Annotated in this window: 25 protein-coding genes and 1 riboswitch; of the genes, 7 read left to right on the top strand and 18 right to left on the bottom strand. The window is 70.2% G+C overall.

Annotated features, from left to right (window positions below):
• Positions 1 to 94: 94 nt before the first annotated feature.
• Together AC6CCG_RS01450 and AC6CCG_RS01455 are read left to right on the top strand one after the other, a co-directional pair.
• Entirely contained in the window at positions 95 to 430 is a 336-nt protein-coding gene (locus tag AC6CCG_RS01450) for a GNAT family N-acetyltransferase (protein ID WP_496654377.1), read from the top strand.
• Positions 431 to 501: 71 nt separating this feature from the next.
• Positions 502 to 1,479 (top strand): phosphotransferase, encoded by a 978-nt coding sequence (locus tag AC6CCG_RS01455; RefSeq protein WP_496652662.1) that lies wholly within the window; start codon positions 502 to 504, stop codon positions 1,477 to 1,479.
• A 138-nt stretch (positions 1,480 to 1,617) separates the two neighbouring features.
• Here AC6CCG_RS01455 and AC6CCG_RS01460 read toward each other — a convergent pair whose 3' ends face one another.
• The 10 genes from AC6CCG_RS01460 to mshD all read right to left on the bottom strand — a co-directional run bounded on the left by AC6CCG_RS01460 (position 1,618) and on the right by mshD (position 14,353).
• Complete coding sequence (locus AC6CCG_RS01460) at positions 1,618 to 3,918, bottom strand: exo-alpha-sialidase (protein ID WP_496652663.1); 2,301 nt, start codon at positions 3,916 to 3,918, stop codon at positions 1,618 to 1,620.
• A gap of 104 nt (positions 3,919 to 4,022) precedes the next feature.
• Positions 4,023 to 4,871: a DUF2510 domain-containing protein gene (locus AC6CCG_RS01465; RefSeq protein ID WP_496652664.1), complete on the bottom strand. Its 849-nt coding sequence runs from the start codon at positions 4,869 to 4,871 to the stop codon at positions 4,023 to 4,025.
• Between the two features lie 10 nt (positions 4,872 to 4,881).
• Positions 4,882 to 5,850 (bottom strand): DUF2510 domain-containing protein, encoded by a 969-nt coding sequence (locus AC6CCG_RS01470; protein WP_496652665.1) that lies wholly within the window; start codon positions 5,848 to 5,850, stop codon positions 4,882 to 4,884.
• Positions 5,851 to 5,923: 73 nt separating this feature from the next.
• Positions 5,924 to 6,703 (bottom strand): phosphate ABC transporter ATP-binding protein PstB, encoded by a 780-nt coding sequence (pstB, locus tag AC6CCG_RS01475; RefSeq protein ID WP_496652666.1) that lies wholly within the window; start codon positions 6,701 to 6,703, stop codon positions 5,924 to 5,926.
• Between the two features lie 183 nt (positions 6,704 to 6,886).
• A complete protein-coding gene (gene pstA, locus AC6CCG_RS01480) occupies positions 6,887 to 7,945 on the bottom strand; it encodes a phosphate ABC transporter permease PstA (RefSeq protein WP_496652667.1) in 1,059 nt (352 codons plus the stop codon).
• Positions 7,945 to 8,937, bottom strand: a complete 993-nt coding sequence (pstC, locus tag AC6CCG_RS01485) for a phosphate ABC transporter permease subunit PstC (protein WP_496652668.1) — start codon at positions 8,935 to 8,937, stop codon at positions 7,945 to 7,947. Before pstC ends, pstA begins: the two co-directional genes overlap by 1 nt.
• Positions 8,938 to 9,019: 82 nt before the next feature.
• On the bottom strand, positions 9,020 to 10,135 hold the full coding sequence (locus tag AC6CCG_RS01490) for a phosphate ABC transporter substrate-binding protein PstS (protein ID WP_496652669.1): 1,116 nt from the start codon (positions 10,133 to 10,135) through the stop codon (positions 9,020 to 9,022).
• 119 nt (positions 10,136 to 10,254) lie between these two features.
• Complete coding sequence (locus tag AC6CCG_RS01495; protein WP_496652670.1) at positions 10,255 to 11,148, bottom strand: NUDIX hydrolase; 894 nt, start codon at positions 11,146 to 11,148, stop codon at positions 10,255 to 10,257.
• Complete coding sequence (locus AC6CCG_RS01500; protein WP_496652671.1) at positions 11,148 to 13,358, bottom strand: RNA degradosome polyphosphate kinase; 2,211 nt, start codon at positions 13,356 to 13,358, stop codon at positions 11,148 to 11,150. The genes AC6CCG_RS01495 and AC6CCG_RS01500 overlap by 1 nt, the downstream gene beginning before the upstream one ends.
• Positions 13,359 to 13,456: 98 nt before the next feature.
• Positions 13,457 to 14,353: a mycothiol synthase gene (gene mshD, locus AC6CCG_RS01505; RefSeq protein ID WP_496652672.1), complete on the bottom strand. Its 897-nt coding sequence runs from the start codon at positions 14,351 to 14,353 to the stop codon at positions 13,457 to 13,459.
• A gap of 60 nt (positions 14,354 to 14,413) precedes the next feature.
• On the opposite strand from mshD, the gene AC6CCG_RS01510 reads away from it, so the two are divergent.
• Positions 14,414 to 14,998, top strand: a complete 585-nt coding sequence (locus AC6CCG_RS01510) for a hypothetical protein (protein WP_496652673.1) — start codon at positions 14,414 to 14,416, stop codon at positions 14,996 to 14,998.
• A gap of 1 nt (position 14,999) precedes the next feature.
• On the opposite strand, the gene AC6CCG_RS01515 is transcribed toward AC6CCG_RS01510, so the two are convergent.
• Positions 15,000 to 15,737: a winged helix-turn-helix transcriptional regulator gene (locus AC6CCG_RS01515; RefSeq protein ID WP_496652674.1), complete on the bottom strand. Its 738-nt coding sequence runs from the start codon at positions 15,735 to 15,737 to the stop codon at positions 15,000 to 15,002.
• Positions 15,738 to 15,883: 146 nt separating this feature from the next.
• On the opposite strand from AC6CCG_RS01515, the gene AC6CCG_RS01520 reads away from it, so the two are divergent.
• The 3 genes from AC6CCG_RS01520 to AC6CCG_RS01530 all read left to right on the top strand — a co-directional run bounded on the left by AC6CCG_RS01520 (position 15,884) and on the right by AC6CCG_RS01530 (position 17,686).
• Complete coding sequence (locus AC6CCG_RS01520) at positions 15,884 to 16,153, top strand: MoaD/ThiS family protein (protein ID WP_496652676.1); 270 nt, start codon at positions 15,884 to 15,886, stop codon at positions 16,151 to 16,153.
• A 337-nt stretch (positions 16,154 to 16,490) separates the two neighbouring features.
• On the top strand, positions 16,491 to 17,351 hold the full coding sequence (locus AC6CCG_RS01525) for a sulfurtransferase (protein ID WP_496652677.1): 861 nt from the start codon (positions 16,491 to 16,493) through the stop codon (positions 17,349 to 17,351).
• A 32-nt stretch (positions 17,352 to 17,383) separates the two neighbouring features.
• Complete coding sequence (locus tag AC6CCG_RS01530; RefSeq protein ID WP_179754593.1) at positions 17,384 to 17,686, top strand: DUF1416 domain-containing protein; 303 nt, start codon at positions 17,384 to 17,386, stop codon at positions 17,684 to 17,686.
• Between the two features lie 179 nt (positions 17,687 to 17,865).
• Here the strand turns inward: AC6CCG_RS01530 and AC6CCG_RS01535 are convergent, their stop codons facing one another.
• The 6 genes from AC6CCG_RS01535 to cutA all read right to left on the bottom strand — a co-directional run bounded on the left by AC6CCG_RS01535 (position 17,866) and on the right by cutA (position 22,024).
• Positions 17,866 to 18,387, bottom strand: coding sequence for a DUF3592 domain-containing protein (locus AC6CCG_RS01535; RefSeq protein WP_496652678.1), 522 nt, complete (start codon positions 18,385 to 18,387; stop codon positions 17,866 to 17,868).
• Positions 18,388 to 18,561: 174 nt separating this feature from the next.
• Positions 18,562 to 19,020 carry a 6,7-dimethyl-8-ribityllumazine synthase gene (gene ribH, locus AC6CCG_RS01540; protein ID WP_496652679.1) on the bottom strand — a complete coding sequence of 153 codons (459 nt, stop codon included), beginning with the start codon at positions 19,018 to 19,020 and terminating at the stop codon, positions 18,562 to 18,564.
• A complete protein-coding gene (gene ribA, locus AC6CCG_RS01545; protein ID WP_496652680.1) occupies positions 19,017 to 20,297 on the bottom strand; it encodes a GTP cyclohydrolase II in 1,281 nt (426 codons plus the stop codon). Before ribA ends, ribH begins: the two co-directional genes overlap by 4 nt.
• Positions 20,294 to 20,914, bottom strand: coding sequence for a riboflavin synthase (locus AC6CCG_RS01550; protein ID WP_496652681.1), 621 nt, complete (start codon positions 20,912 to 20,914; stop codon positions 20,294 to 20,296). The genes ribA and AC6CCG_RS01550 overlap by 4 nt, the downstream gene beginning before the upstream one ends.
• Before the next feature lie 134 nt (positions 20,915 to 21,048).
• A riboswitch (FMN riboswitch) is annotated at positions 21,049 to 21,178 on the bottom strand.
• Positions 21,179 to 21,272: 94 nt separating this feature from the next.
• Positions 21,273 to 21,704: a D-aminoacyl-tRNA deacylase gene (gene dtd, locus AC6CCG_RS01555; RefSeq protein WP_496652682.1), complete on the bottom strand. Its 432-nt coding sequence runs from the start codon at positions 21,702 to 21,704 to the stop codon at positions 21,273 to 21,275.
• Positions 21,704 to 22,024: a divalent-cation tolerance protein CutA gene (gene cutA, locus AC6CCG_RS01560; protein ID WP_496652683.1), complete on the bottom strand. Its 321-nt coding sequence runs from the start codon at positions 22,022 to 22,024 to the stop codon at positions 21,704 to 21,706. The genes dtd and cutA overlap by 1 nt, the downstream gene beginning before the upstream one ends.
• 57 nt (positions 22,025 to 22,081) lie before the next feature.
• Here cutA and AC6CCG_RS01565 point away from each other — a divergent pair, with 57 nt between their 5' ends.
• Entirely contained in the window at positions 22,082 to 22,444 is a 363-nt protein-coding gene (locus AC6CCG_RS01565; RefSeq protein WP_496652684.1) for a DsrE family protein, read from the top strand.
• Between the two features lie 4 nt (positions 22,445 to 22,448).
• On the opposite strand, the gene AC6CCG_RS01570 is transcribed toward AC6CCG_RS01565, so the two are convergent.
• Positions 22,449 to 23,483: a ketopantoate reductase family protein gene (locus tag AC6CCG_RS01570; protein ID WP_496652685.1), complete on the bottom strand. Its 1,035-nt coding sequence runs from the start codon at positions 23,481 to 23,483 to the stop codon at positions 22,449 to 22,451.
• Between the last annotated feature and the right edge of the window lie 47 nt (positions 23,484 to 23,530).

A 23,530-nucleotide genomic window follows, 5' to 3' on the forward strand; every position in this document is an offset into this window, starting at 1 on the left:
GTAGAGGTCGACGGGTATGCGAAAACGGCCGCTTCTGCACGCCGTTCGATGTCCAGATCAGGCCGGTCGAGGGCGGGGGTGACGCGACGGCGAGATCGTCGGTCACCTCGTGGCCACCCGCGGTGACCTCGCCGGGCGGCCCGCGCTCGGGCTCGGACCGGTGAGCGTATCGCCCGAACGCCAGCGGGACGGGATCGGCTCGGCGCTGGTCCACGCGCTGCTCGGCGCCGCCGACGCGCTGGGCGAGCCGGTCGTGGTGCTCCTCGGTTCGCCGGCCTACTACGGCCGCTTCGGGTTCGTGCCCGCCTCCTCGCTCGGAATCGAATCCCCGGACCCGGAATGGGGAGACCACTTCCAGGCACGGCCGCTCGCGGCGTACGACCCGGATCTTCGCGGCCCGTTCCGCTTCGCCGCCCCGTTCCGGCACTGACCCGCCGCTTCGCAAGCTGCCAGCCCATAACTCGATTGAGCGTCCCATCCGCTACGGCGAGGATGTCAGCCATGGCGTTGAGCGCGACACCGGCCGGATCATCGCTCGTCCGCGCGGACGGCCGGGTTCGGGATGATCCAGAAGCGGTCGCTCTCATACATCATCGAGCCCGTGCCGAACCCGCGTTACGCGACCTGGCCGACCTCGCGGTCTTCGGGGCGGAATGGGGGTCCAGCGGTCTCCACTTCGCCGGAACGTGGGCAGCTTCGGGCGCCGACGTGATCTTGAAGGTCGGCGTGTCACCGTCGCAACGATGGTGGCTGAGGACCATCGCCGAGGACGCCCCCGACCTTGCACCGATGCTGTTCGCGAGCGGGAGTCAACTCGGCGATCTCGAGCTCGGTTGGATCCTGACCGAGCGGCTGCCCGGCGGTCTTCATTCGGGCTGGGACGGTCTCGAGTTCGGGATGTTGATGGCCGTCGGCGCACGGTTCCAGCGATGGGCCCGTCAGCATCCCACCGGCCCCCACGAGGTCACGACGGTCGATGACGTCGCCGCCTGGATACGCTCCGCGATGGCGCGCGGCGCGCCCGGACCAGCAGCGGCCCTGATCGACCGCCTCGATCACGATTGGTCGTTCGTGTGTGACGTCTGCCCGCCGGAGATCTGCCACGGAGACCTACACATGGCCAACGTACTCATGCGTACGCCGGCGCCTCAGCTCAGCGACGCGGTCTTGATCGACTTCGAACCAAGCCTGATGCCCTGGGCGTTCGAAGCCGCCTACTGCCAAGTCCTGAACTCCGATCCGGGTCGCATCGGCTGGCAAGGGCTGGTCCCTCTCATGGCTGAGCGACGCGCCGCCCTCGGTCTGCCGACGATCAGCAGCGACGCCGCTCTGAACCGACTCGAGGCCATCACCCTCGGGTGGTACGCACTACGGATGTGGTCGATCCTCGGACCGGACACCGATCCATCCTGGCGCGATCCGTCGGTCTGGCGCGCCTCGACCGCCAGGTACGTCGCTCGAGCAGTCCGTTCCCGATGAGGGGCTCTGGTGCCCCGACCACGGTCCGGCCGGGAGGACCCTGGCTCGCTTCACCGATGCTGCCGCCAGCCCGATCGACCGGTCACCAACGCAGCGACACGCCGCCAGAACGCCTGCTCTTCTGACCGGTCGGCGGGTTCAGGAGCGGACGTTGTCGAGGTAGTAGATGCCGCCGTAGGCGGCCGGATCCCCGGTGGTCAGGGTGATCCGGTCGAAGGTTTCGACGGTGCCGTCGGGAGTGATGGCGGGGAAGGACTTGCCGTCGACGGTGAGGGTGGCGGTCTGGGGCGTGGCCTTCAGGGACAGCGGGACGTAGCTGCGGGCGGGGATGACGCGGGGCAGGCTGCCGAGGGGTTTCCAGTCGGCGCCGACGCGTTGCTGGACGACCAAGGGGTCGGTGGCCTTGGCGCCGTTGACCAGGCGGAACTCCCACGGGGTCACGGAGTCGGAGCCCTGCCGGCCCTCGGCGCGGAGGGTGAACGGGGCGCGGGTGTCGGTGGTCGCCCAGTCCATCGCCAGGGTCAGCTCGGCGCTCGGGTCGAGGCGCTTGCTGATCTTGGCCTCGCGGTCGGTCCACTTGTCCCAGAGGCGGAGCGCGGTCGAGCTGCGGTGGCCGCCGATGTCGGAGTAGGCCAGGTTGTCCGGCACGTCGGTGACCCAGCTGCCGTACGCGTCGGACCAGCCCCGCGGCACCGCGAAGGGGAGTTCGTTCTCGAAGGTGTCGATGCCGGCGGCGTACAGCTCGAGCTCGGTGACGGTGAGCTGCTTCGGGCTGCCGGACCTGATCTTGACGTACTGCGCCGACTTCGGAGCGAGATCGGTGTAGCGCAGGGCGCGGTCGGAGCGGTCGGTCGCGGTGATCACCGGCCGGCCCCACTCCTTGCCGTCGGCGGACAGGAACACCTGCGCTGACTGGGCTTCCCCGTGCCCGAGCATCAGGCCGATCCGGCCGATCGGGTAGGCCCGGTCCAGCTTCATGATCAACTCGCCGGGCCGGGTGGCTTCCTTGATCACCGCGTCGGCGCCGTACTCGGTGCTGCCGTCGACGATGCCGGCCGGCCGGCGTTCGGGGTGCACCGGGTCGGCCGCGCCGAGGTCGCCGGTGATCGTGGCCAGCTTGTCCTGCACCAGCCGGGCCAGGTCGAGCCTGCCGGTGCCGGGCGTCACGGCGCCGACGTAGCGCGCCGCGATGCCGAACTGCTGGTTGTACGCGCCGCAGCCCCAGACGTGGCACTGGTCGAAGAAGTGCACCGCCCGGTTGCCGCCGACCGCCTCCAGGCTGGTGTTGCCACTGGTCCCGTCGAAGCGTCCGTTGAAGCCCTCGGAGGGGTAGTTGGCGAACAGGGTCGTCTCGGCGTCCCAGGTCCTGCCGGTGCCGTCGTAGCTCACCAGGGCCCGGACGTCCCTGCGGCCGGTGGCCAGCAGCAGCATGCCGTTGGGCAGCAGCACCGGATCGGGATAGATGCCGTTGACCTTCTTCCCGTCCGGCCCGGTGATCGGCTTCGCGTCGGTCCAGGTCCTGCCGTCGTCGGAGGAGAACGCCGCCCAGAGGTACGCCAGCGCGCCCTCACCGGGTCCCTGCGGCTGCTCGGTCTCCCGGAGCAGTGCCATCAGCCGTCCGTCGGAGGTGTAGGTCCAGCCGACCTCGTTGGTGCCCGGTCGCTGCGGCGTCCCCGAGCCCGGCGCCGGGATCTCGGACCGCATCGTCCAGGTCCTGCCGCGATCGGTGGACTGCAGCACGATGCTGGTCCAGCCGGGCAGCGTCTCCTTGAACGCCGTGTAGGCGGGCACCAGCAGGGTGCCGTCGGCCAGCTCGAGCACCCGGCGGTGCACCCGGAGACCGTTGCTCATCGGGCCGATCGTGCGGCCCGGCGACGGCGTGAAGGTGCCCCGGCTCGGTTTCCAGGTCTCGCCCTCGTCGGTCGAGGGCCAGAGCTTCAGGTCGGTCGTGGTGTGCGAGGCGTCGGTCCATTCGGGGATGAACTCGATCGAGATCAGCGTGCCGTCCCGCAGCCGGGCCATGTTCAGCGCGGAGAACGGGTAATTGCGGCGGACGTCGAGGAACGTCTTGCCGGAGTCGTGGGAGAACGCCATGTTGTTGACCGACTCGGCGGTACCGACGTCGGGGTTGGCCTGGCTGCCGACGAAGATCTTCTTCACCGTGCGACCGGTCTTGTCGACGGTGTTCATCGAGAACGACGACGGTACGGCAGCGAGCTCGCCGGGTGCCCAGTTGAGCACGTTCCACTGCGAACCGCTGCCGAAGGCGTACCCGTCCGGGGCGGCGCCGTCACCGGAGACCAGTTCGTCGCCGACCAGGGGGAGCGAGCCGCCGATCGAGGCGGTCGGCACCGAGCCGGGCAACATCCCGAGTAGGACCGCCGCGGTGAAGCCGCTGATTGCGGCCCCGGCCCGGCCGGACAGGAAGCGGATGATCATGGAACACCTCCGTGGGCACGCCGACCAGCGTCGGTCGGTAACGTGGAATGAGGTTTCAGATGACTGGAAGCATGGTCAGCCGCCCGTTCCATGTCAAGGATTCGTCAGGATTCGACCCGCAGTCCAGCCAGCGCCTCGCGGGCGGATTCCAGGTGGTGCGGCACGGTGTCGGGCAGGCCGGCGTAGAACAGGCCGGTGCTGACGCCGGCGTCGACGATCAGGATGATCATGGTCTCGCCCTTGGTCCGCACGCCCGCGACGTCGTACGCCAGCCGCGCCTCGAGCCGCCAGCCGTCGTGCCCGTTCACCGTCGCCGGTTCGCTGATCTTGATCGCGGTGTCGATACGATTGTCGCCGTACAGCGTGCCGGTGATGCACTCCGCCATCAGCAGCGCGGCCTGCTCCGGCCCGAGGAAGCCGTCGCCCGAGCGGAGCTCGCCGATCACCACGGCGGACGCCCACAGGTGTCCGTTCCGGGTGTTGGTCTCGGCGGTGGCGAACTGGGCGACCAGGCCGTGACCGTAGGGCACCCGGTCCTCCGGCTGCGGTCCCGACCAGGGCTCCCCGATGGCCGGGTACGAGAGCGGCCCGCTGCGCACCCGGCCGTCGGCGCCCAGGCTCGGCGCTGCGTCGGGACCGCCGGAGTCGGCGGGCGGACAGTCGGGGGCCGCGGAGCCCGGTCGCCCCGCGGGGCCGGCGGCGCCGGGACCGCCGGCAAGGTTGATGATCACCAGGACGGCGACGATGATCAACGCCAAGCCGGCACCGGCCGCGGCGATGATCATGGACGATCGGCGGCGGCGCGGCCGCCTCGACTCCGGCGAGGTTGCGGCAGGCGGCTCGGCCGGTCCGGGAGTGGTCGACGTCTGCTCGGCCCAGCGGGCGCCGTCCCAGGAGCGGAACAGGCCGGGGACACCGCCCGGGTCCGGATACCAGCCCGGGTTCGCGCTCACCGGAGCGCGGTCAACTGACCTTGAGTTGCTTCAGCGCTTCCCGGGCGGGAGCCACCAGCTCCGGAGCGTTGTCCGGGATCGAGGCGTAGTAGAGGCCGGCCGAACCGTCTTCGGCGCCGGTCGCGACGATCGCGACGATCAGCAACTCGCCCTTGGCCTGCAGGCCCTTGATGTCGAAGTGCAGTTGCGACTCGACCAGCCAGGCGTCGTGCCCGTCGATCTTGGCCGCCTTGTTGACCTGGACGTCGCTCTGCACCGGGTTGTCGCCGTAGAAGGCGCCCAGGATGCACTTGACGACGATCTCCGAGCCCTGCTGCGGGGTGTAGAACCCGTCGCCGGCGTTGAGTTTGCCGATCAGGACCGACGCGACCCAGCTCTGGCCGGGCTGGTAGCTCGGCTCGATGGTCACCTGCTGGACGGCGACGTCGGTGCCGAATGGCACCCGGTTGTCCGGCTGCGGCGAACTCCACGGCGGGGCCAGCATCGGGTACGACAGCGGGCCGCCGTGGACCCGGCCGTCGCCCTGCTGCTCCGGCTCGGACGGCACGTTGGACGGATCGTTGGTCGGGCACAGGTCCTGGCTGGTCTGGCCCTGCGGGTTGGCCGAGCTGCCGGGCCCGCCGCCGGCCAGTCGCGAGATCACCAGCACGCCGACCAGGACCAGGACGAGGATCAGGGCGCCGGCGCCGATCCACCAGCCGATCGGCGACTTCTTCTTCTGGGTCTGCTGATAGGTCGCGTAGGCGCCCTGCTGCCCGTACGCCTGCTGCCCGGGCGGCTGCCCGCCGGGCTGGCTCTGCTGACCGCCGAGCGGCTGCGTGGGCTGTGTCGGCTGCCCGGTCGTGCCGGCGGCCGAGGTGCTCGGCGGGGCCGCGTTCGGGTTCGGGGTCGTCGCGGCTGACCAGGCCCGTCCGTCCCAATAGCGGTAGAGCCCCTGACCGCCGCCCGGATCCGGATACCAGCCTGCCTGCGCACTCACGGGGTCAGTTTAGGTGCTCGCGGTCCGCCACCGACCGGCGGCGGAGCATCGACAGGTTCTTCACAGGGACGGTCTAGCCGAACCGGCCGGTGATGTAGTCCTCGGTCGCCTTCTCGTCCGGGTTGGAGAAGATCTTCTCGGTCGACCCGATCTCGATCAGCCGGCCCGGCTTGCCCTGGGCGGCCAGGTTGAAGAACGCGGTCTGATCGCTCACCCGGGCGGCCTGCTGCATGTTGTGGGTGACGATCACGACGGTGTACTGCTCCTTGAGCTCGCCGATCAGGTCCTCGATCGCGATCGTGGAGATCGGGTCCAGGGCCGAGCACGGCTCGTCCATCAAGATCACCTCCGGCTGGACGGCGATCGCGCGGGCGATGCAGAGCCGCTGCTGCTGGCCGCCGGACAGGCCGGAGCCGGGCGAGTTCAGCCGGTCCTTGACCTCGTTCCACAGGTTGGCGCCGCGCAGCGACCGCTCGACCAGATCGGCCGAGGCGCTCGCGGACAGCCGCTGGCCGTTCAACCGGACGCCGGCCAGCACGTTCTCCCTGATCGACATCGTCGGGAACGGGTTCGGCCGCTGGAACACCATGCCGACGGTGCGGCGGACCCGGACCGGGTCGACGCCGGGTCCGTACAGGTTGTCGCCGTCGAGCAGCACCTGACCCTCGACATACGCGCCGGGGATCACCTCGTGCATCCGGTTCAGAGTCCGGATGAAGGTCGACTTGCCGCAGCCGGACGGGCCGATGAACGCGGTGACGGTCCGCGGCTCGACGGTCAGGCTGACCCCCTCCACCGCCTTGAACTTGCCGTAGTACACGTTGAGGTCGTGGACCTCGATCCGCTTGGACATGTGTGTCGGATTCCTCTCGCCTAGTGGTGTGTCGGCGTCATGGCGTGGTGTATGGCGGCGTCTGGGTGCGTGGATCGCCAGGCCGACGAGGGAGGGCTACCGGGTCGTAACGCGACTGAGGAGAACGCCGCGAGCCGCGTGCCCAGGCGTCGCCAGGCGCCGCGCCATGACGCCGACACACCACTACCGGCCCTTGGGCGCGAACCGGGACGCGATCAGGCGCGCGGTCAGGTTCAGCACCATCACGATCAAGATCAGCGTCAACGCCCCGGTCCAGGCCCGGTCCAGGTACGCCTGCGCGTCCTGCCCCTGGTCGGCGTAGGACCGGAAGACGAACACCGGCAGGGTCATCATCGGCCCGCTGCCCGGGTTGGAGTTCAGGCTCTGGGTGAAGCCGGTGGCGACCAGCAGCGGCGCGGTCTCGCCGATCACGCGGGCCACCGCCAGCATGACGCCGGTGATCAGGCCGGCCAGCGAGGTCGGCAGCACCACCTTGACCACGGTCCGCCACTTCGGCACGCCGAGTGCGTACGAGGCCTCGCGGAGCTCGTTCGGCACCAGCCGGAGCAGCTCCTCGGTCGAGCGGACCACGATCGGGATCATCAGCACGCTCAGCGCGACGGCACCGGCGACCGCGGTCTTGGTGCCCGGCCCGAAGAAGATCACGAACAGCGCGTACGCGAACAGGCCGGCCACGATCGACGGGATGCCGGTCATCACGTCGACGAAGAACGTGATCGCCCGGGCCAGCCGGCCGCGACCGTACTCGACGAGATAGACGGCGGCCAGGATGCCGATCGGCACCGAGATCACGGCGGCGATCCCGGTGGTCCACAGGGTTCCGGTGATCGCGTGCACGGCGCCGCCGCCGGCCCCGACGATGTTGCGCATGGAGTAGGTGAAGAACTCGACGTCGAAGCGGGGCAGTCCCTTCGACAACGTCTCGAACACCACCGAGACCAGTGGCAGCAGGGCGAGGCAGAACGCCGACGTGACCAGGATCGTGGCCAGCCGGTCCTTGGCCTTCCGGGCACCCTCGACGGCGCCGGAGATCAGCACCATGGCGATCGTGAAGACGATCGCGCCCACCACGACGGTGCGGCCGATGCCGAACGAGCCGAGGGCGAGGAAGAGCAGGCCGGTCAGCACCAGGGCGGTGGCCAGCACGACCGGCAGCACCCAGGTGGGCAGCTTGCCGGCGGTGTAGAGGTTGCGCCGAGCCGGCGCGGTCATGGTCGCCATCAGTTCGCCCCCGAGAATTCCTTGCGCCGGCTGACGATCCAGCGGGCCAGCATGTTGACCGCCAACGTGATCACGAACAGCACCAGGCCGGTCGCGATCAGCTGATTCACCCCGAGGTTGTACGACTCCGGGAAGCTCAACGCGATGTTCGCGGCGATCGTGTTCGGATTGGTCGAGCTGATCAACACGAAGCTGATCACCGTCGACGGGGAGAGCACCATGGCGACCGCCATGGTCTCGCCGAGGGCCCGGCCGAGACCGAGCATCGCGGCGGACACGACACCGGAGCGCGCGAACGGCAGCACCGACATCCTGATCATCTCCCAGCGGGTCGCCCCCAGCGCGAGCGCCGCCTCCTCGTGCAGCCGCGGCGTCTGCAGGAACACCTCGCGGGACAGCGCGGTGACGATCGGCAGGATCATCACGGCCAGCACGATCGCGGCGGTGAAGATCGTCCGGCCGGTGCCGGAGGCCTGGCCGGCGAACAGCGGGAACCAGCCGAGGTTGGTCTCCAGCCACCGGTAGACCGGCTGCATCAGCGGAGCGAGCACGCCGATGCCCCAGAGGCCGAAGACCACCGACGGGACCGCCGCCAGCAGGTCGATCACGTAGCCGAGGCCGGTGGCCAGCCGCCGCGGTGCGTAGTGCGAAATGAAGAGGGCGATGCCGATCGCCACCGGCACGGCCATGACCAGGGCCAGGATCGCGGCCCAGACCGTACCGAAGGCGAACGGTGCGACGTATTCGAGGAACGGCTGCTTGTACTGCAGTTTCTCGATCGGCGAGGTCAGCGCCGGGATGCCTTGCAGGATCAGGAATCCGGCCACCAGGGCCAGCACCACCAGGATGGCGATGCCGGACCCGGTGGACAGACCGGCGAAGATGCGATCGCCGATCCGCCGGACCTCCCGGGCCGTGCCCGGCCCGGGAGGTTGCGGCTGACCGTCGGATGCTGCGCCGGCCGTGCCGGGCGAACCAGTCGAAGAGGACAAGGGATCCCTCTGGGTCGACGAAGCGGAGATTTGGGTCATCGTAGTCCCCTCATCCTTGGTGGAGCGCCCGGCGCTCGACCGGTCAGGAGATGGCCGCGATGGACTCGGCGACCTTGGCGGAGAGCTCCGACGACAGCGGCGCGGCCCCGGCCTTCTCGTGCGCGGCGGACTGGCCCTCGGACGAGGCGAGGTAGCCGAGGTACGCCTTGACCAGGGCGGCCTTCTCGGCGTCCTGGTACTTCTCGCAGGCGATCGCGTACGAGACGAGCACGATCGGGTAGACGTCGCCGGTGGCCTTGCGGTCCAGCTTCACGGCGAGGTCGTGCTCGCTCCGGCCACCCTCGGTGTCCAGCGGCGAGGCGTCGACCACCGCGGCCGCCTTCTCCGGGCTGTACTCGACGTACTCCTCGCCGACCTTGATCTTGGCGACGCCGAGATCACCGGCGCGGGACGCGTCCGCGTACCCGATCGTGCCGGTGCCGTTGGTCACCGCGTCCACCATGCCGGAGGTCTGCGGAGCCGCCTCGCCGCCCTTGATCGGCCAGACGCCGTCCGGCTCGTGCGGCCAGTCCTGCGGGGCCAGCACGTTGAGGTACTCGGTGAAGTTCTCCGTGGTGCCCGAGTCGTCGGCGCGGTGCACGGCCGTGATGTTCAGGTCCGGCAGCTTCGCGTCCTTGTTCTGGTTCGCGATCTTGGGGTCGTTCCACTTGGTGATCTTGCCGGCGAAGATCTGCGCCAGCGTCGGCGCGTCGAGGTTCAGGTCCTCGACGCCGTCCAGCTTGAAGATCACCGCGATCGGCGAGATGTAGACCGGCAGGTCGATGGCGGCGGTGCCGGGCGCGCAGCGGGAGCTCCCCAGCGCGTCGCCGACCGCCTCCTCGGGCTTGAGCGCCCGGTCCGAACCGGCGAAGTCCGCCCCTCCACCGGCGAACGCCTCGCGACCGGCCCCCGAGCCGTCCGGCGAGTAGTTGATCGTGACGGACGGGTTCTGCTTCTGGAACTCGGCCGCCCAGGTCTCCTGGGCGCTCGCCATGGACGAGGCGCCGATGCCGGCCAGCTGGCCGGACAGGCTGCTGCCACCGGTCGACCCGGTGCCGCTGGTGCCGGGAGCCGGCGCCTCGTTGGCGGCGCAGGCCGATAGGCCGAGCGACAGCGCGGCGAGCACGGCGACGGAAGCGCCGAAGCGTGAGATCTTCACTAGGTTCCCCTCTGGGCGTGAAACGTGGTTGTCGGCCCTGACTTTCGCCACCGACAGTAGGAGCGAGTCGTGAAGCGACCGACCCACAAAGATGAACAAACGGTGAACGAAAGATGGCGTCACGGGTTGACCCGGTGCGTCTCCACCGCCGAGATGTACGACCTGTCCGACTCACCCTTCACACCCGCGCCGAGGTGCGCCACGATCAGCTCCGCCGTCCGCAGCGGCCGCTCCGGTACGTCGAGCGCCGCCAGCACGTGCGGCAGCACCGGGCGATGCCCGCAGAGGGCCGCCGGCATCCGCCGTTCGACCACTCGGCCGGCCAGTTCGGTGATCACGGCCGCGACGCCGTCCGGGTCGTCGCTGCCGCGCTCCTCGGTCAGCTCGGGGACCTGGACGATCTCGAGGTGCCGCTCCGCGGCGTACGGCTGCAGGGTGCTGACGCAGCGGATCGCGGGGGAGCTGATCAGCCGCTCGACCCCGTACGCGCCGAGCAGCGGGATCAGCAACTGGGCCTGCCGCCGGCCCAGGGCGACGATCGGCCGGGCCAGGTCCGACTTCGACCAGGTGGAGCGGTCCATCGCCTTCGCGTGCCGGACGATGATCAACGGCACCGTGTCCGGCACCTCGGCCAGCTGGCCGACCAGGAACCGGTCGTGCGGATAGGAGAGCCGCAGCGCCGCATCGGCGACCGGCCACCAGCCCAGCTCGTCCACCTCGTCGCCGGGCTGGAAGGGTTCCTCGGCGATCACCTCGGCGCGCCAGTAGTCGACCCGCTTGTCCCGGCCGTCGACCTGATAGCGGGCGGAGTCGAGGGGAGCGCCGAGCCGGATGGTCAGGCCGGTCTCCTCCGTCACTTCGCGGACCGCGCAGGCCGGTTGTGACTCGGCCGGCCGGGGCTTGCCCTTGGGCAGCGACCAGTCGGCGTAGCGGGGCCGGTGCACCACCGCGACCTCGAGGTCGGGCCCGGAGCCGCGGGTGATCACGGCGCCCGCCGCGGTGATGCCGCTCACTACGACCCTGGCCGACCGGACCGTTCCGGCGGCGAGTTCGGCCGCCGGCGCGTCTTGGCGTTGATCAGGTACTCCTGCAGATCGAGCAGCGGGCTGCCGTCGGCGTCGGTGGTCCGCGGCGTCCAGCGGCCCTCGGAGTCGAGCAGCCAGCAGACCGTACCCTCGTCGAAGGCGAGATCGAACAGGCTGCCGATCTCCTCCAGGTGCGCCGGGTTGGTGATCGACACCAGCACCTCGACGCGCCGGTCCAGGTTGCGGTGCATCAGGTCCGCCGACCCGATCCCGACCGAGGGGGTGCCGCCGCCGGCGAACCAGAAGATCCGGCTGTGCTCGAGGAACCGGCCGAGGATGCTGCGGACCCGGATGTTCTCGCTGAGGCCGGGCACGCCGGGCCGGATGGTGCAGATCCCGCGGACCCACAGGTCCACCGGGACGCCGGCCTGGGAGGCCCGGTAGAGCCCGTCGGTGATGGCCTCGTCGACCAGCGAGTTCACCTTGATCCGGATCCCGGCGGGGCGGCCCGCCTGGTGGTGCTCGATCTCGGCGGCGATCCGGTCCAACAGTCCGGTACGGATGCCGTCGGGCGCCACCAGCAGCCGCCGGTACTGCGTCTCCTGACTCATCCCGGACAGGTGGTTGAACAGCCGGCCGATGTCGTCGGTGACGATCGGGTTGGCGGTGAGCAGGCCGAGGTCCTCGTACTGCCGAGCGGTCTTCGGGTTGTAGTTGCCGGTCCCGATGTGGGCGTAGCGGCGCAACCCGTCCGGCTCGTCGCGGACCACCATGGACAGCTTGCAGTGGGTCTTCAGGCCGACCATCCCGTACACGACGTGGCAGCCGTGCTGCTCCAGCCGGCGGGCCCAGGCGATGTTGGCCTGCTCGTCGAACCGGGCCTTGATCTCGATCACCGCGAGCACCTGCTTGCCGGCCTCGGCGGCCTCGATCAGGGCATCGATGATCGGCGAGTCGCCGGAGGTCCGGTAGAGGGTCTGCTTGATCGCCAGCACGTGCGGGTCGTCGGCGGCCTGCTCGATGAACCGCTGCACGCTGGTCGCGAACGAGTCGTACGGATGGTGCAGCAGCACGTCGCGCTGCTTCAGCGCCGCGAACATGTCGGCCGGTTTGGCCGTCTCCACCTCGGCCAGGTGCGGGTGGGTGGCCGGCAGGAACGCCTTGAACTTCAGCTCGGCCCGGTCCACGCCGGTCAGCGAGAACAGCCCGCCGAGGTCCAGCGGCGCCGGCAGCAGGAAGACCTCCTTCTCGCTGATGTCGAGCTCGGAGACCAGCAGTTCCAGCATCTTCGGGTCGATGTCGTCCTCGACCTCGAGCCGGACCGGCGGCCGGCCGATCTTGCGCCGCAGCAGCTCCTTCTCCAACGCCACCAGCAGGTTCTCGGCGTCGTCCTCCTCGACCTCCACGTCCTCGTTCCGGGTCACCCGGAAGGTGTGGTGGCCGATCACCTGCATGCCGCTGAACAGTTGGTCCAGGTGGTGCGCGATGACGTCCTCGAGCGCGACGTAGCGGCCCTCCGAGAGCGACAGGAAGCGGGGCAGTACGGTCGGCACCTTGACCCGGGCGAACTGTCGGTTGCCGGTGGTCGGGTTGCGGACCAGGACGGCGAGGTTGATCGACAGTCCCGAGATGTACGGGAACGGGTGCGACGGGTCCACCGCGAGCGGGGTGAGTACGGGGAAGATCCGCTCCGCGAACAGCTCGTCCATCCGGCTCTGCTCAGCCGGCTCCAGCTCGTCCCAGCGCAGGATCTCGATGCCGTACTTGGCCAGCTCGGGCCGGATCTCGCTGGTGAAGATCCGGGTCTGCTCGGCGTACAGCTCCCGGGTCCGGTCCAGGATCTTGGTGAGCACCTCGCGCGGCATCATGCCGCTGATCGTCGGCACGGCCACGCCGGCGGCGATCCGGCGCTTCAGGCCGGCCACCCGCACCATGTAGAACTCGTCCAGGTTGGACGCGAAGATCGCCAGGAACTTGGCCCGCTCCAGCAGCGGGATCCGGTCCGCGTCGCGGGCCAGATCGAGCACCCGGTTGTTGAACGCGAGCCAGGACAGCTCCCGGTCCAGGAACCGGTCGGCGGGCAGCTCGGGGCCGGACGGCACCAGATCGGGGACGTCCGCCGTGGGGCGGTCGTCGTCATAGGCCTCGGCCAGCCCGGTGTCGAAACTCAATCCGGCGTCGAAGTCGCCCGTGCTCATGGCCTCGGCACCCTCCTGGGTCTCCTGCTCCGTCTGGCGGCTGCGATAACGGCGGAATCGCTCGACGATTCCTCCCGGCCCCCCGAAATGCATCGTAATCACCTACCGTGAATCGCAGTGGTTGAGTACATGACATCCCGGGAGACGATCTCGAAGCCGTACCGCTGGTAGAGCGCTATCGCGCCGGTGTTGTCACCTTCGGTGTACAGGATCACCTCGGTGTCGCCGCGCGACGCCAGATGGTTCAGTCCGCGGGACAGCAGGGCGGAGCCGATGCCGCCGCCGGACCGGTCCGGGTCGACACCGATCACGTACACCTCGCCGAGGGTGCCGGGGTGCTGCTTGGTCCAGTGGAAGCCGATCATGGTCGGTCCGGCGTAGGCGACCAGGAAGCCGTCCGGGTCGAACCAGTCCTGACCGATCCGTTGGTCCAGGTCGGCCCGGGTGATCGCGCCCTGCTCCGGATGGTGCGCGAAGGCGCGCCCGTTCACGGTCAGCCAGGGCTCCTCGTCGGCGCCGACCCGGAACGGCCGGATCTCAACCCCGGCAGGGATCGGCGGCGCTTCCGGGAGGTCGGCGAGTGACCTCTTCATGATCAACAACTCGCGGGTCCGGGTCAGGCCGTGCCGGGCCGCGAGCGCCCGCGCGGAGACGGTGTCCCGGGTTGCCCAGAACGCGACCGTGGTCTCGGCGGTCTCCAGCAGGGCCGTGAGCAGGCCGCTGCCGATGCCCTGCCGCCGGTGGTCCGGGTGGACGACGAGGCTGCCGGTCCCGTCGAGCAGTTGGCCGTACCCGATCAGCCGGTCGTCCTCGACCGCGAGCGCGTGCGTCAGTCCGTGCCCCGAGCCGGTCGAAGGGCCGGCGTCGAGGGCCAGCAGCCCGGCCTCGTTGACCGCCCCGAAGCCGTCCCGCTCCTCGGCCTCGGCGACCAAGCGGTGGACGGCGGGCACCTCCGTCGCGGAGATCGAAGCGGTACGGACGATGCGGGCGGCCATGGGGGCAACGGTATCGGCAGGTGCGGAGGCCGCGGCCGCCCTGGCACTAGGCTGGCGACCATGCTGGACGAGGAATACCGGCCCGACCAGATCGCCGAGTACGGACGCGCGGTGCAGGACGCCGCGGTGGAGCGGATGCGACCCCATCTGCTGCTGACCCGGGTCGGCGTCGCGGTGGCCGCGGTCGCCGTGCTGCTGGACGTGGCCGCCTTGATCACGTTCCCGGTCTTCGCCGGCGTCGGTACGGGCCCGGCGGCGGCGGTCGTCGCCCTGGTCGCCGGGATCCTGCTGCTCGTCGTCGCCGGCTGGCAGCTGGTCTGCTGGCAGCTCGCCTTCGCCGAGTGGCGCGGCGGCCCGGACCGGAACCTGAACCGGCTCGCCCTGATCTCGTACGTGGCGCACTGGGTCTCGTACGCGCTCGCCGTGGTGGCCCTGCTGGCGGCCATGGCGGCCAGTCAGGAGTCGGGCTGGTCCTCGACCTCGGCGGTGCTGACCACGCTCGGTCTGGTCGGTGCGATCGCCGGTCAGGTGCTCGCGGGAGTGCAGTACCTGCGGACCGCCGGCCCGCCCGGGACCATTCCGGCCCACATGCGGCGGCTGATCGACCGGGAGCGGCAGCGCGCCGACCGCGGCCGCCGGGCCTGAGTCAGCTCGACGAGCCTTCCGCGTCGGCCAGGGTGTCGGCGTTGGTGTCCTCGTCCTGGTAGTCCGCCTTGCGGTCCGGCTGGGCCACGAAGCGGTAGCCGACGTTGCGGACGGTGCCGATCACGGACTCGTACTCGGGGCCGAGCTTGGCCCGTAGCCGCCGGACGTGGACGTCGACCGTCCGGGTGCCGCCGTAGTAGTCGTAGCCCCAGACGTCACTGAGCAACTGCTGCCGGCTGAACACCCGGCCGGGATGCTGGGCCAGATACTTCAGCAGTTCGAACTCGGTGTAGGTCAGGTCCAGCTGCTCGCCGTCGAGCTTCGCCGAGTAGGCGGCCTCGTCGATGACGATGTGGCCGGTGTCGATCAGCGGCTCGGTCGCCGACGCGGCGGTCGGGGCGAGCGCCAGCCGGAGCCGTACGTCCACCTCGGCCGGACCGGCCGTGTTGAGCAGCAGGTCGTCGAAACCCCAGTCCGCCGAGAGGGCGGTCAGCCCGCCCTCGCTGGCGATCACCAGCAGCGGGCAGTCCTTGCCGGTGGTGCCGATCAGCCGGCACAACGACCGGGCGCCGACCAGGTCGCGGCGGGCGTCCAGCAGGATCACCTCCGCCGCCGGGGCGTCCAGCAACGCCGTCGCCTCGGCCGGTGCGATCTTCACCTGATGCGGCAGCAACTCCAACGCTGGAAGGATTTCCGCAGACGCGCTCGTGTCGTTGGTCAACAACAAGAGGGTGGCCATGTCGGTCTCCTTCTGTGTCCCCGATGGACATATTCTGACCGGTCGGTGAAGCCGATCCCAAATCACCCCTCTCCGCGGGTGAACGGTTTCTCGCTCTGACCTGGGGTTCTGCGTGCTCCGGTGGACCGATCCGGGACACTGCTGTCATGGAGATTCCCGCAGCGCCGGCCGTGCGGATCCGCTACTGGGCCGGAGCCAAGGCTGCCGCGGGCACGGCGGTCGAGGAGGTCACGGCGACCACGGCGCGGGCGGCGCTCGCCGAGGTCAGCCGACGGCGCGGCGACCCGTCCTTCGACCGGGTGATCGGCGCCTGCTCCATCCTGATCGACGGCCGCGCCGCGCACGACGCCGACCTGGACCGGACCGTGGTGGGCGTCGTCGAGCTGGAACTGTTGCCGCCCTTCGCGGGTGGCTGACCCGATCCGCTATCCGGACATCTGTGTGCTTCCGAGGACACGCGAGATGGATGTCTCGAATCTCGGTCAGGAAGGTCACCATGCGAGACGACTCGGAGCCGGGCCGGAATGCGCCCGTACAGTGACCAGCATGTCCACGAACCGCCTTGGGTCCCTGCTGACCCGCCGGCTCGCGGTCGATCTCTGCCGCATGCGGTCGTCGTTCTGTCCGGGGTCGTGCCCCGCCGACGGCCGCTGACGCGTTTTCTCACTTCGCCAGTCACGGCCCGGCCCCGGGCACAGCCACCCGGGCCGGGGTGTCCCCATGCCATCCATCCGAACTCAGGAGAAGCCACCTATGAGCAACACGCAGACCGCCGTCGACGCTCTCGTCGACGCCGACTGGGTCGCCGCGCACGCCGATGACCCGAAGGTCGTCCTGGTCGAGGTCGACGAGGACACCAGCGCGTACGACGGCGGCCACATCGCCGGCGCGATCAAGCTGGACTGGAAGACCGACCTGCAGGACCCGGTCCGCCGCGACTTCGTCAACAAGGCCCAGTTCGAGAAGCTGCTGTCCGAGCGGGGCATCGGCAACGACGACACCGTGGTGCTGTACGGCGGCAACAACAACTGGTTCGCCGCGTACGCGTACTGGTACTTCAAGCTGTACGGTCACGCCGACGTCCGGCTGCTGGACGGCGGTCGCAAGAAGTGGGAGCTGGACGCCCGCGAGCTGACCACCGAGGCGCCGAGCCGGGAGGCCACCAGCTACACCGCGCAGGAGCCGAACCTGGAGATCCGGGCCTTCCGCGACGAGGTCGTCAACGCGATCGGGCAGAAGAGCCTGATCGACGTCCGCAGCCCCGACGAGTACGCCGGCCGGCTGCTCGCCCCGGCCCACCTGCCGCAGGAGCAGGCGCAGCGCGGCGGCCACGTCCCGACCGCGGCCAACGTGCCGTGGAGCAAGGCGGCCAACGACGACGGCACCTTCAAGAAGCCGGAGGAGCTGACCGAGCTCTACAGCGAGGCCGGCCTCGATCTGGACAAGGACATCATCGCCTACTGCCGGATCGGCGAGCGGAGCGCGCACACCTGGTTCGTGCTGCACGAACTGCTCGGCAAGCCGAACGTGAAGAACTACGACGGGTCCTGGACCGAGTACGGTTCGCTGGTCGGCGTGCCGGTGGCCGTGGGCGACGAGCCCGGCCAGGCCTGAGCCTCGCCAACGACGACGAAAGGAAGTTGATCATGTGCGGAGCGACTGAAGGCGGGCTGGCCCTGGCCGGCGTCGACGTCACGAAGGAGGCCGTGATCCAGGGCCGCGTCCTGCGCGGCGGCACCCCGGTCCCGAACGCCTACGTCCGGCTGCTCGACTCGGGCGGCGAGTTCACCGCCGAGGTGCCCACCTCGGCGACCGGCCACTTCCGGTTCTTCGCCGGCGACGGCAACTGGACCCTGCGCACCCTGGCCCCCGGGGCCAAGGCCGACCGCGCCGTCGTCGCCGCCCGCGGCAGCGTCGCCGAGATCGACGTGGACCTGGACGCCGCCTGACCAACCTCCCGCTGACCGGTCAGAAAAGCAGGCGTTCTGGCGGCGTGTCGCTGCGCAAGTGACCGGTGGGTGAGGGTTCGGAACGCGTTTGCGGCCCTGCCGGGATTCTCCGGCAGGGTCGCTTCACGTCCTGGCTCGTGTGACCCCGGTAGCCGCGAGCGTTGACCTTCCTGGTGCCGTCAAGGCTTCAAGCCCCAGGTCGGGACCTCGGTGTCCTCGTCGGTCTCGCGGGTTCGCGGCGTCCTGAACTGGCTGATCGGTAGGCCGATGCCGAACGCGAGGAAGGCGAGGCCGATCCCGCCGACGATCGTCGGTGCCATCCAGAGATCGACGAACCCGTCGATGGTCGCGTCACGGGGATCGCTCGGCCGGTAGCGCACAGGGACGGAATCGCCGACGCCGTAACGCGCCGGATACGAGCCCGAGGCGGAGGTGAACCGGATCTCCTCGCCCGAGGGTCCGGTGAACCGGACGACCGGGTGGTAGAGCGTCGAGCAGGTGGTCCCTCGGCCTGAGGTACGCGAGCAGCCCTCTTCGGCGTTGTTGGCGATCACGGTGCCTGTGGTTGCGGTGGTCGCGCTGACGTACTCGACCGAGAACATTCCGATGACCGCGGCGACGATCAGTGCGACCAGCCCGATCGTCCCGAACACCAGGCCCAGTCCGACCAAAGTCCCGCTGGAACCGCTGTCCGCCGACATAGCCCTGGAGGCTAGCGTCTTCGGCGGTCATCGACGTGTCCGCCGCCGCTCGAAGTCGACCGCACGTCTTCGCTGCTCGGGCCGCACGGCCGTCCCACCTCCGATCGACCGGTCACTTCCGCAGCGACACGCCGACAAAAACGCTGCTTTGGTGACCGGTCGGCGGAAGGGTTTCTAGGCGAGGGCTCGGACGGTGGCCAGGGCGGCTTCGGCGGCTTCGCGGCCCTTGTCCTCCTTCGAGTCCGGTAGGCCGGCTCGGTCCAGGGCCTGCTGCTCGTTGTCGCAGGTCAGGACGCCGAAGCCGACCGGGATGCCGGTGCGGATGCTGACCTCGGTGAGGCCGACGGTGGCGGCCTGGCAGACGTACTCGAAATGGGGCGTGCCGCCGCGGATCACGACGCCGAGGGCGACGACGGCGTCGGCACCCGAGGCCGCGGCCCGGGCGGCGGCCACCGGCAGTTCGAAGGAACCCGGGACCCGGATCAGCTCCGCCGCGGCGCCGGCCCGGTCCAGGGCCTGGAGGGCGCCGCCGATCAGGCCCTCCATCACCGTGGTGTGCCAGCTGGCCGCGACGACGACGACCCGGAGGCCCGCCCCGTCGGTGTCCAGGGCGGGTGCTCCCTCGCCGCTCATCGGCGCGCTCCGTTCTCGGTCAGTTCCGAACCGTTGTTGATCATGATCGTGTCGTCCTCCAGGACGGCGCCGAACCGGTGGCCGAGCCGGTCCCGCTTGGTGATCAGGTAGTCGCGGTTGTGCGGGTCCAGCCCGACCTGCAGCGGTACGGCCTCGGCCACCGTGACGCCCGCCGCCGCGAGCGCGGTGATCTTGTCCGGGTTGTTGGTCAGCAGGCGGACCTCCGCGACGCCGAGCGTCCGCAGGATCCGGCCGGCCGCACCGAAGTCCCGGGCGTCGGCGGGCAGGCCGAGCTCCAGGTTGGCGTCCACGGTGTCCCGCCCGTCGTCCTGCAACCGGTAGGCGTTGATCTTGTCGAGCAGGCCGATGCCGCGACCCTCGTGCCCGCGCAGGTAGACGATCAGCCCGCCCTCGGTGGCGGTGGCCCGGAGCGCCGCGCGCAGCTGCGGGCCGCAGTCGCAGCGCAGCGAGCCGAAGGCGTCGCCGGTCAAGCATTCGGAGTGCACCCGGACCAGCGGGGTGCCGGTCACCGGGGTGGCCGAGGTCAGCACGAGATGATCATCACCGGTCGCCGGATCGCGGTACGCCTGCACGGCGAAGTCGCCGAACTCGGTGGGCAGCGTGGCCCGTTCGCTCGTCCCCAGCACCGACTCCAGGTCGGCCGACCGATGATCATGCTCCCGGCGCCAGGCGATCAGGTCGCTGATCGTGATCAAGGGCAGGTCGAACCGGTCGGCCAGCAGTTCGCCGTCGGCCAGCCGGCTCATCGAGCCGTCCTCGTTGGCCAGCTCGGCGATCCCGGCGACCGTACCCGTGCCGGCCAGCCGGACCAGGTCGGTCGCGGCCTCGGTGTGCCCGGCCCGGGCCAGCACGCCGCCCGGCACGGAACGCAGCGGGAGCACGTGTCCGGGACGGATCAGTGACTGGGGGACCGACTCCGGATCGGCCAGCACCCGCAGGGTACGGGTCCGGTCGGCGGCCGAGATCCCGGTGCTGATCCCGGTCGCGGCGTCGACGGTCACGGTGTACGCGGTGCGCCGCGGATCCTCCGAATGCGGCACCATCAGCGGCAGCCGCAAGGCGTCCGCGCGGACCGACGGCATCGGCGCGCAGACGAAGCCGGAGGAGTGCCGGATCGTCCAGTTCAGCCAGTGCGGCGTCACCCGGTCCGCGGCGACGATCACGTCGACCTCGTTCTCCCGGTCGGGATTGTCGGCGACCAGCACCGGCAGCCCGTCGCGCAACCCGGCCAGCGCCTCCTCGACAGAGTTGATCATGATCCGACCCGCTCGGTCTGGTGCAGCAGCCGCTCGACGTACTTCGCGATCACGTCGACCTCGAGGTTGACCGGCACCTCGGGCTCCAGCTTGCCCAGCGTCGTCAATTCCAGGGTGGTCGGGATCAGCGAGACGCCGAACCAGTCGTCGCCGACCTCGGTGACGGTGAGCGACACCCCGTCGACGGCGATGGATCCCTTCTCCGCAACGTACTTCGCGAGCTCGGCGGGGACGGCGATCACCACGTCGTCCCAGCGCGGCCCCGGCGTGCGCGACCTGATCGTGCCGACGCCGTCGACGTGACCCTGCACGATGTGGCCGTCCAGCCGGCCGCCGGCCACGACCGCGCGTTCGAGGTTGAGTCCCTGCTCCGGGCGGACCCCGCCGAGGCTGCTGCGCCGCAAGGTCTCCGGCATGACGTCGACGGTGAAGCCGCGGTTGGCCTCGTCGTCCAGGTGCAATTCGATCACGGTCAGGCAGACGCCGTTGACGGCGACGGAGTCGCCCAGGCGAAGACCGCCGAGGACCTGGTCGGCTCTGATCCGCAACTGGGCCGCACCGTCCAGTTCGACCAACGCGACGGCGGCGCCCTGCTCCTCGATGATTCCGGTGAACATTCATCCCCTCCGGTTCCACGGCAGTCCGGGTCCGGGGGATGGTCGAGACGCCGGCGTCCATGATCACGCCGACGCAGGACAGGGCCGCCGCATCCCGAGCATGATCAACTCATGCCGGCGGGTATGCCACGGCCCGCGTGCTGCCTCCCATCCGGACTTTCACCGTCGGTTCTGGAGTTTCACCAGATCAACCGTTCCAGCGAACTGGAGCGGGTCGCGGACTGTCACCGCCGGCTCGGAATTACACCGACCCCGGAGCACGTCGTGCCTTGCTTGTACGCCAAGTCTGACACGGTTCTGCGCGATTCCGTACGGCGTCCGGTCTGTGAGCACCTCGATGTGACGAAGCGAACAGCGCCTAGCGAGCGGTGTCGACGATGATCGTGACCGGCCCGTCGTTCACCGATGAGACGGCCATCGCGGCGCCGAACCGGCCGGTCGCCACCTCGGCGCCGAGCCCGCGCAACGCGGCCACGAACGCCTCCACCAGCGGCTCACTGACCTCGCGCGGCGCGGCGGCGCTCCAGGACGGCCGCCGCCCCTTCCGTACGTCGGCGTACAGGGTGAACTGGCTGACCACCAGGATCGGCGCGCCCTCCTGGGCGGCGGACCGTTCGTCGTGCAGGATGCGCAGATTCCAGAGCTTGTCGGCCAGCCCCGCGGCCACCGCCGCCGTGTCGTCGTGGGTCACCCCGACCAAGATCAACAACCCGGGCCGGTCGATCGCACCGACCACCTCGCCGGCCACCTCGACCGCTGCCGAGGTCACCCGCTGCACCACGGCCCGCATCAGGACCGGGTCTCTTCGACGATCCAGTCCAGGTAGGCCGGCAGCCCGGCCGAGATCGGCAGGAACACCAACTCCGGCACGTCATAGGAGTGCTGCTGGTCGATCCAGTCGATCAGCGCTTCCTGCCGGTCGGCGGCGGTCTTGATCCACAACTGCCACTCGCGTTCCGAATGCACGTCGCCCTGCCAGCGGTAGACGCTGCGCACTGGCCCGGCGACCTGGACGCAGGCGGCCAGCCGCGCGGCGACCAGACCCTCGGCGATCCGGCCGGCCTCCTCCTCGCTGTCCGTCGTGGTGACGGCCACCAGCTGATCGGTCATCGCCCCATGATGCCCGACCGCTACTGTGCAGGGGAGCGAGCGAAGGGAGGGCCGGACATGTCACGTCCACTGGTCGTCAAGATCACCTGCGGTGCCGAGGCGCCCGAGCGGGCCAACCAGGCTTGGACGGTCGCGGCGATGGGCTTGGCGGCCGGCGCGGAGGTGACGGTCTGGTTGACCGGCGAGGCGACCTGGTTCGCCGTGCCGGACCGGCAGCCCGATCTCGGGCTGCCGCACGCGGCGGACGTCGCGGACCTGGTCGAGACGGTACGGTCCGGCGGCACGGTGATCGTCTGCAGCCAGTGCGCGGCCCGCCGCGAGCTGACCGAAGATCAACTTCTGCCGGGGGTACGGATCGCGGGCGCGGCCGTGTTCGTCGAGTCGGTGCTGGCCGACGGCGTCCAGGCTCTCGTCTACTGACGGATCAGGGGGTCTCGGCGAGGCCGAGATCGCGGCCGAGCTGTTCGGCGGTGACGTCACCCGGGCGCTGACCGGACCGGGCGGCGGCCCGGGCCAGCCCGGCGACCCGGGTGTTGATCGGCGCCGGAACCCCGTACTCGTTGGCGATCCGGACGATCTCGCCATTCAGGTAGTCGGTCTCGACCGAGCCGGAACCGCGGGCCAGCGACTGCCAGGTCGACCCGCCCAACTGCTCCGGCTGCCCGGGCACCGGGCGTACCGTGAAACTCCTGGCCCGGGTCGCGGCCTCCTCCTCGTCGGAGGTGACGGCGATGCCGGCTGCGGCGAGGACGGCCCGGGCTTCGGCGACGGCGGCCGCGACCAGCGCCCGATGATCACCGGTGCCGCCGTCCAGGGCCTGGAAGATGTTGCCGAGGTTGCTGATCAACTTCCGGTACTTCCAGGGCATCACGTCGTCCGGCAGCGGCACCACCAGCGGCGCGCTCTCCCAGTCCTGCTTCACCTCGGCGAGCAGGACATGATCATCCGGGCCGGCGGCACGGGCCGGCACCCGGCCGACGTGCAGCATCCCCGTGTACGGCGTTGCACGCAGGATCACCTCGCCCGGCACCAGATGCACGGCGGGCAGCCAGACGCAGACCCCGTAGACCCGGCGGAAGTAGCGCAGCGCGATGCGCTCGCTGGCCACCCCGTTCAGCGCGGTGAGCAGCGGCAGCACCTCGCCCGCGGTGCCGAGCACCCGGCCGTCCGTGTGCACCGGCTGGTCGACCCACTCGGTCAGTGCCGCCTGCGCCTGGTGGGTCTTCGTGGAGAGCACCAGCACGTCGTCGGGCGTCAGCTCCAGTTCGCCCGGCGCGCCGACGGCGGTCACCGGCACCGTCACGTCGGCGTCCGGATCGCGCAGCCGGAGGCCGGATTCGCGGAGCGCGGCGAGATGATCACCGCGGGCCACCAGCACGGTCGGGAGTCCTGCCTGGGTCAGCCGTCCGCCGATCGCCCCGCCGATCGCTCCGGCCCCGATGGTGATGTAGCGACGCACGATCGGAATTCTATTTCACCAGGCCGGAGGCGGGTTCCCGGGTGAAC

This window comes from Microlunatus sp. YIM B11417, assembly GCF_059617205.1.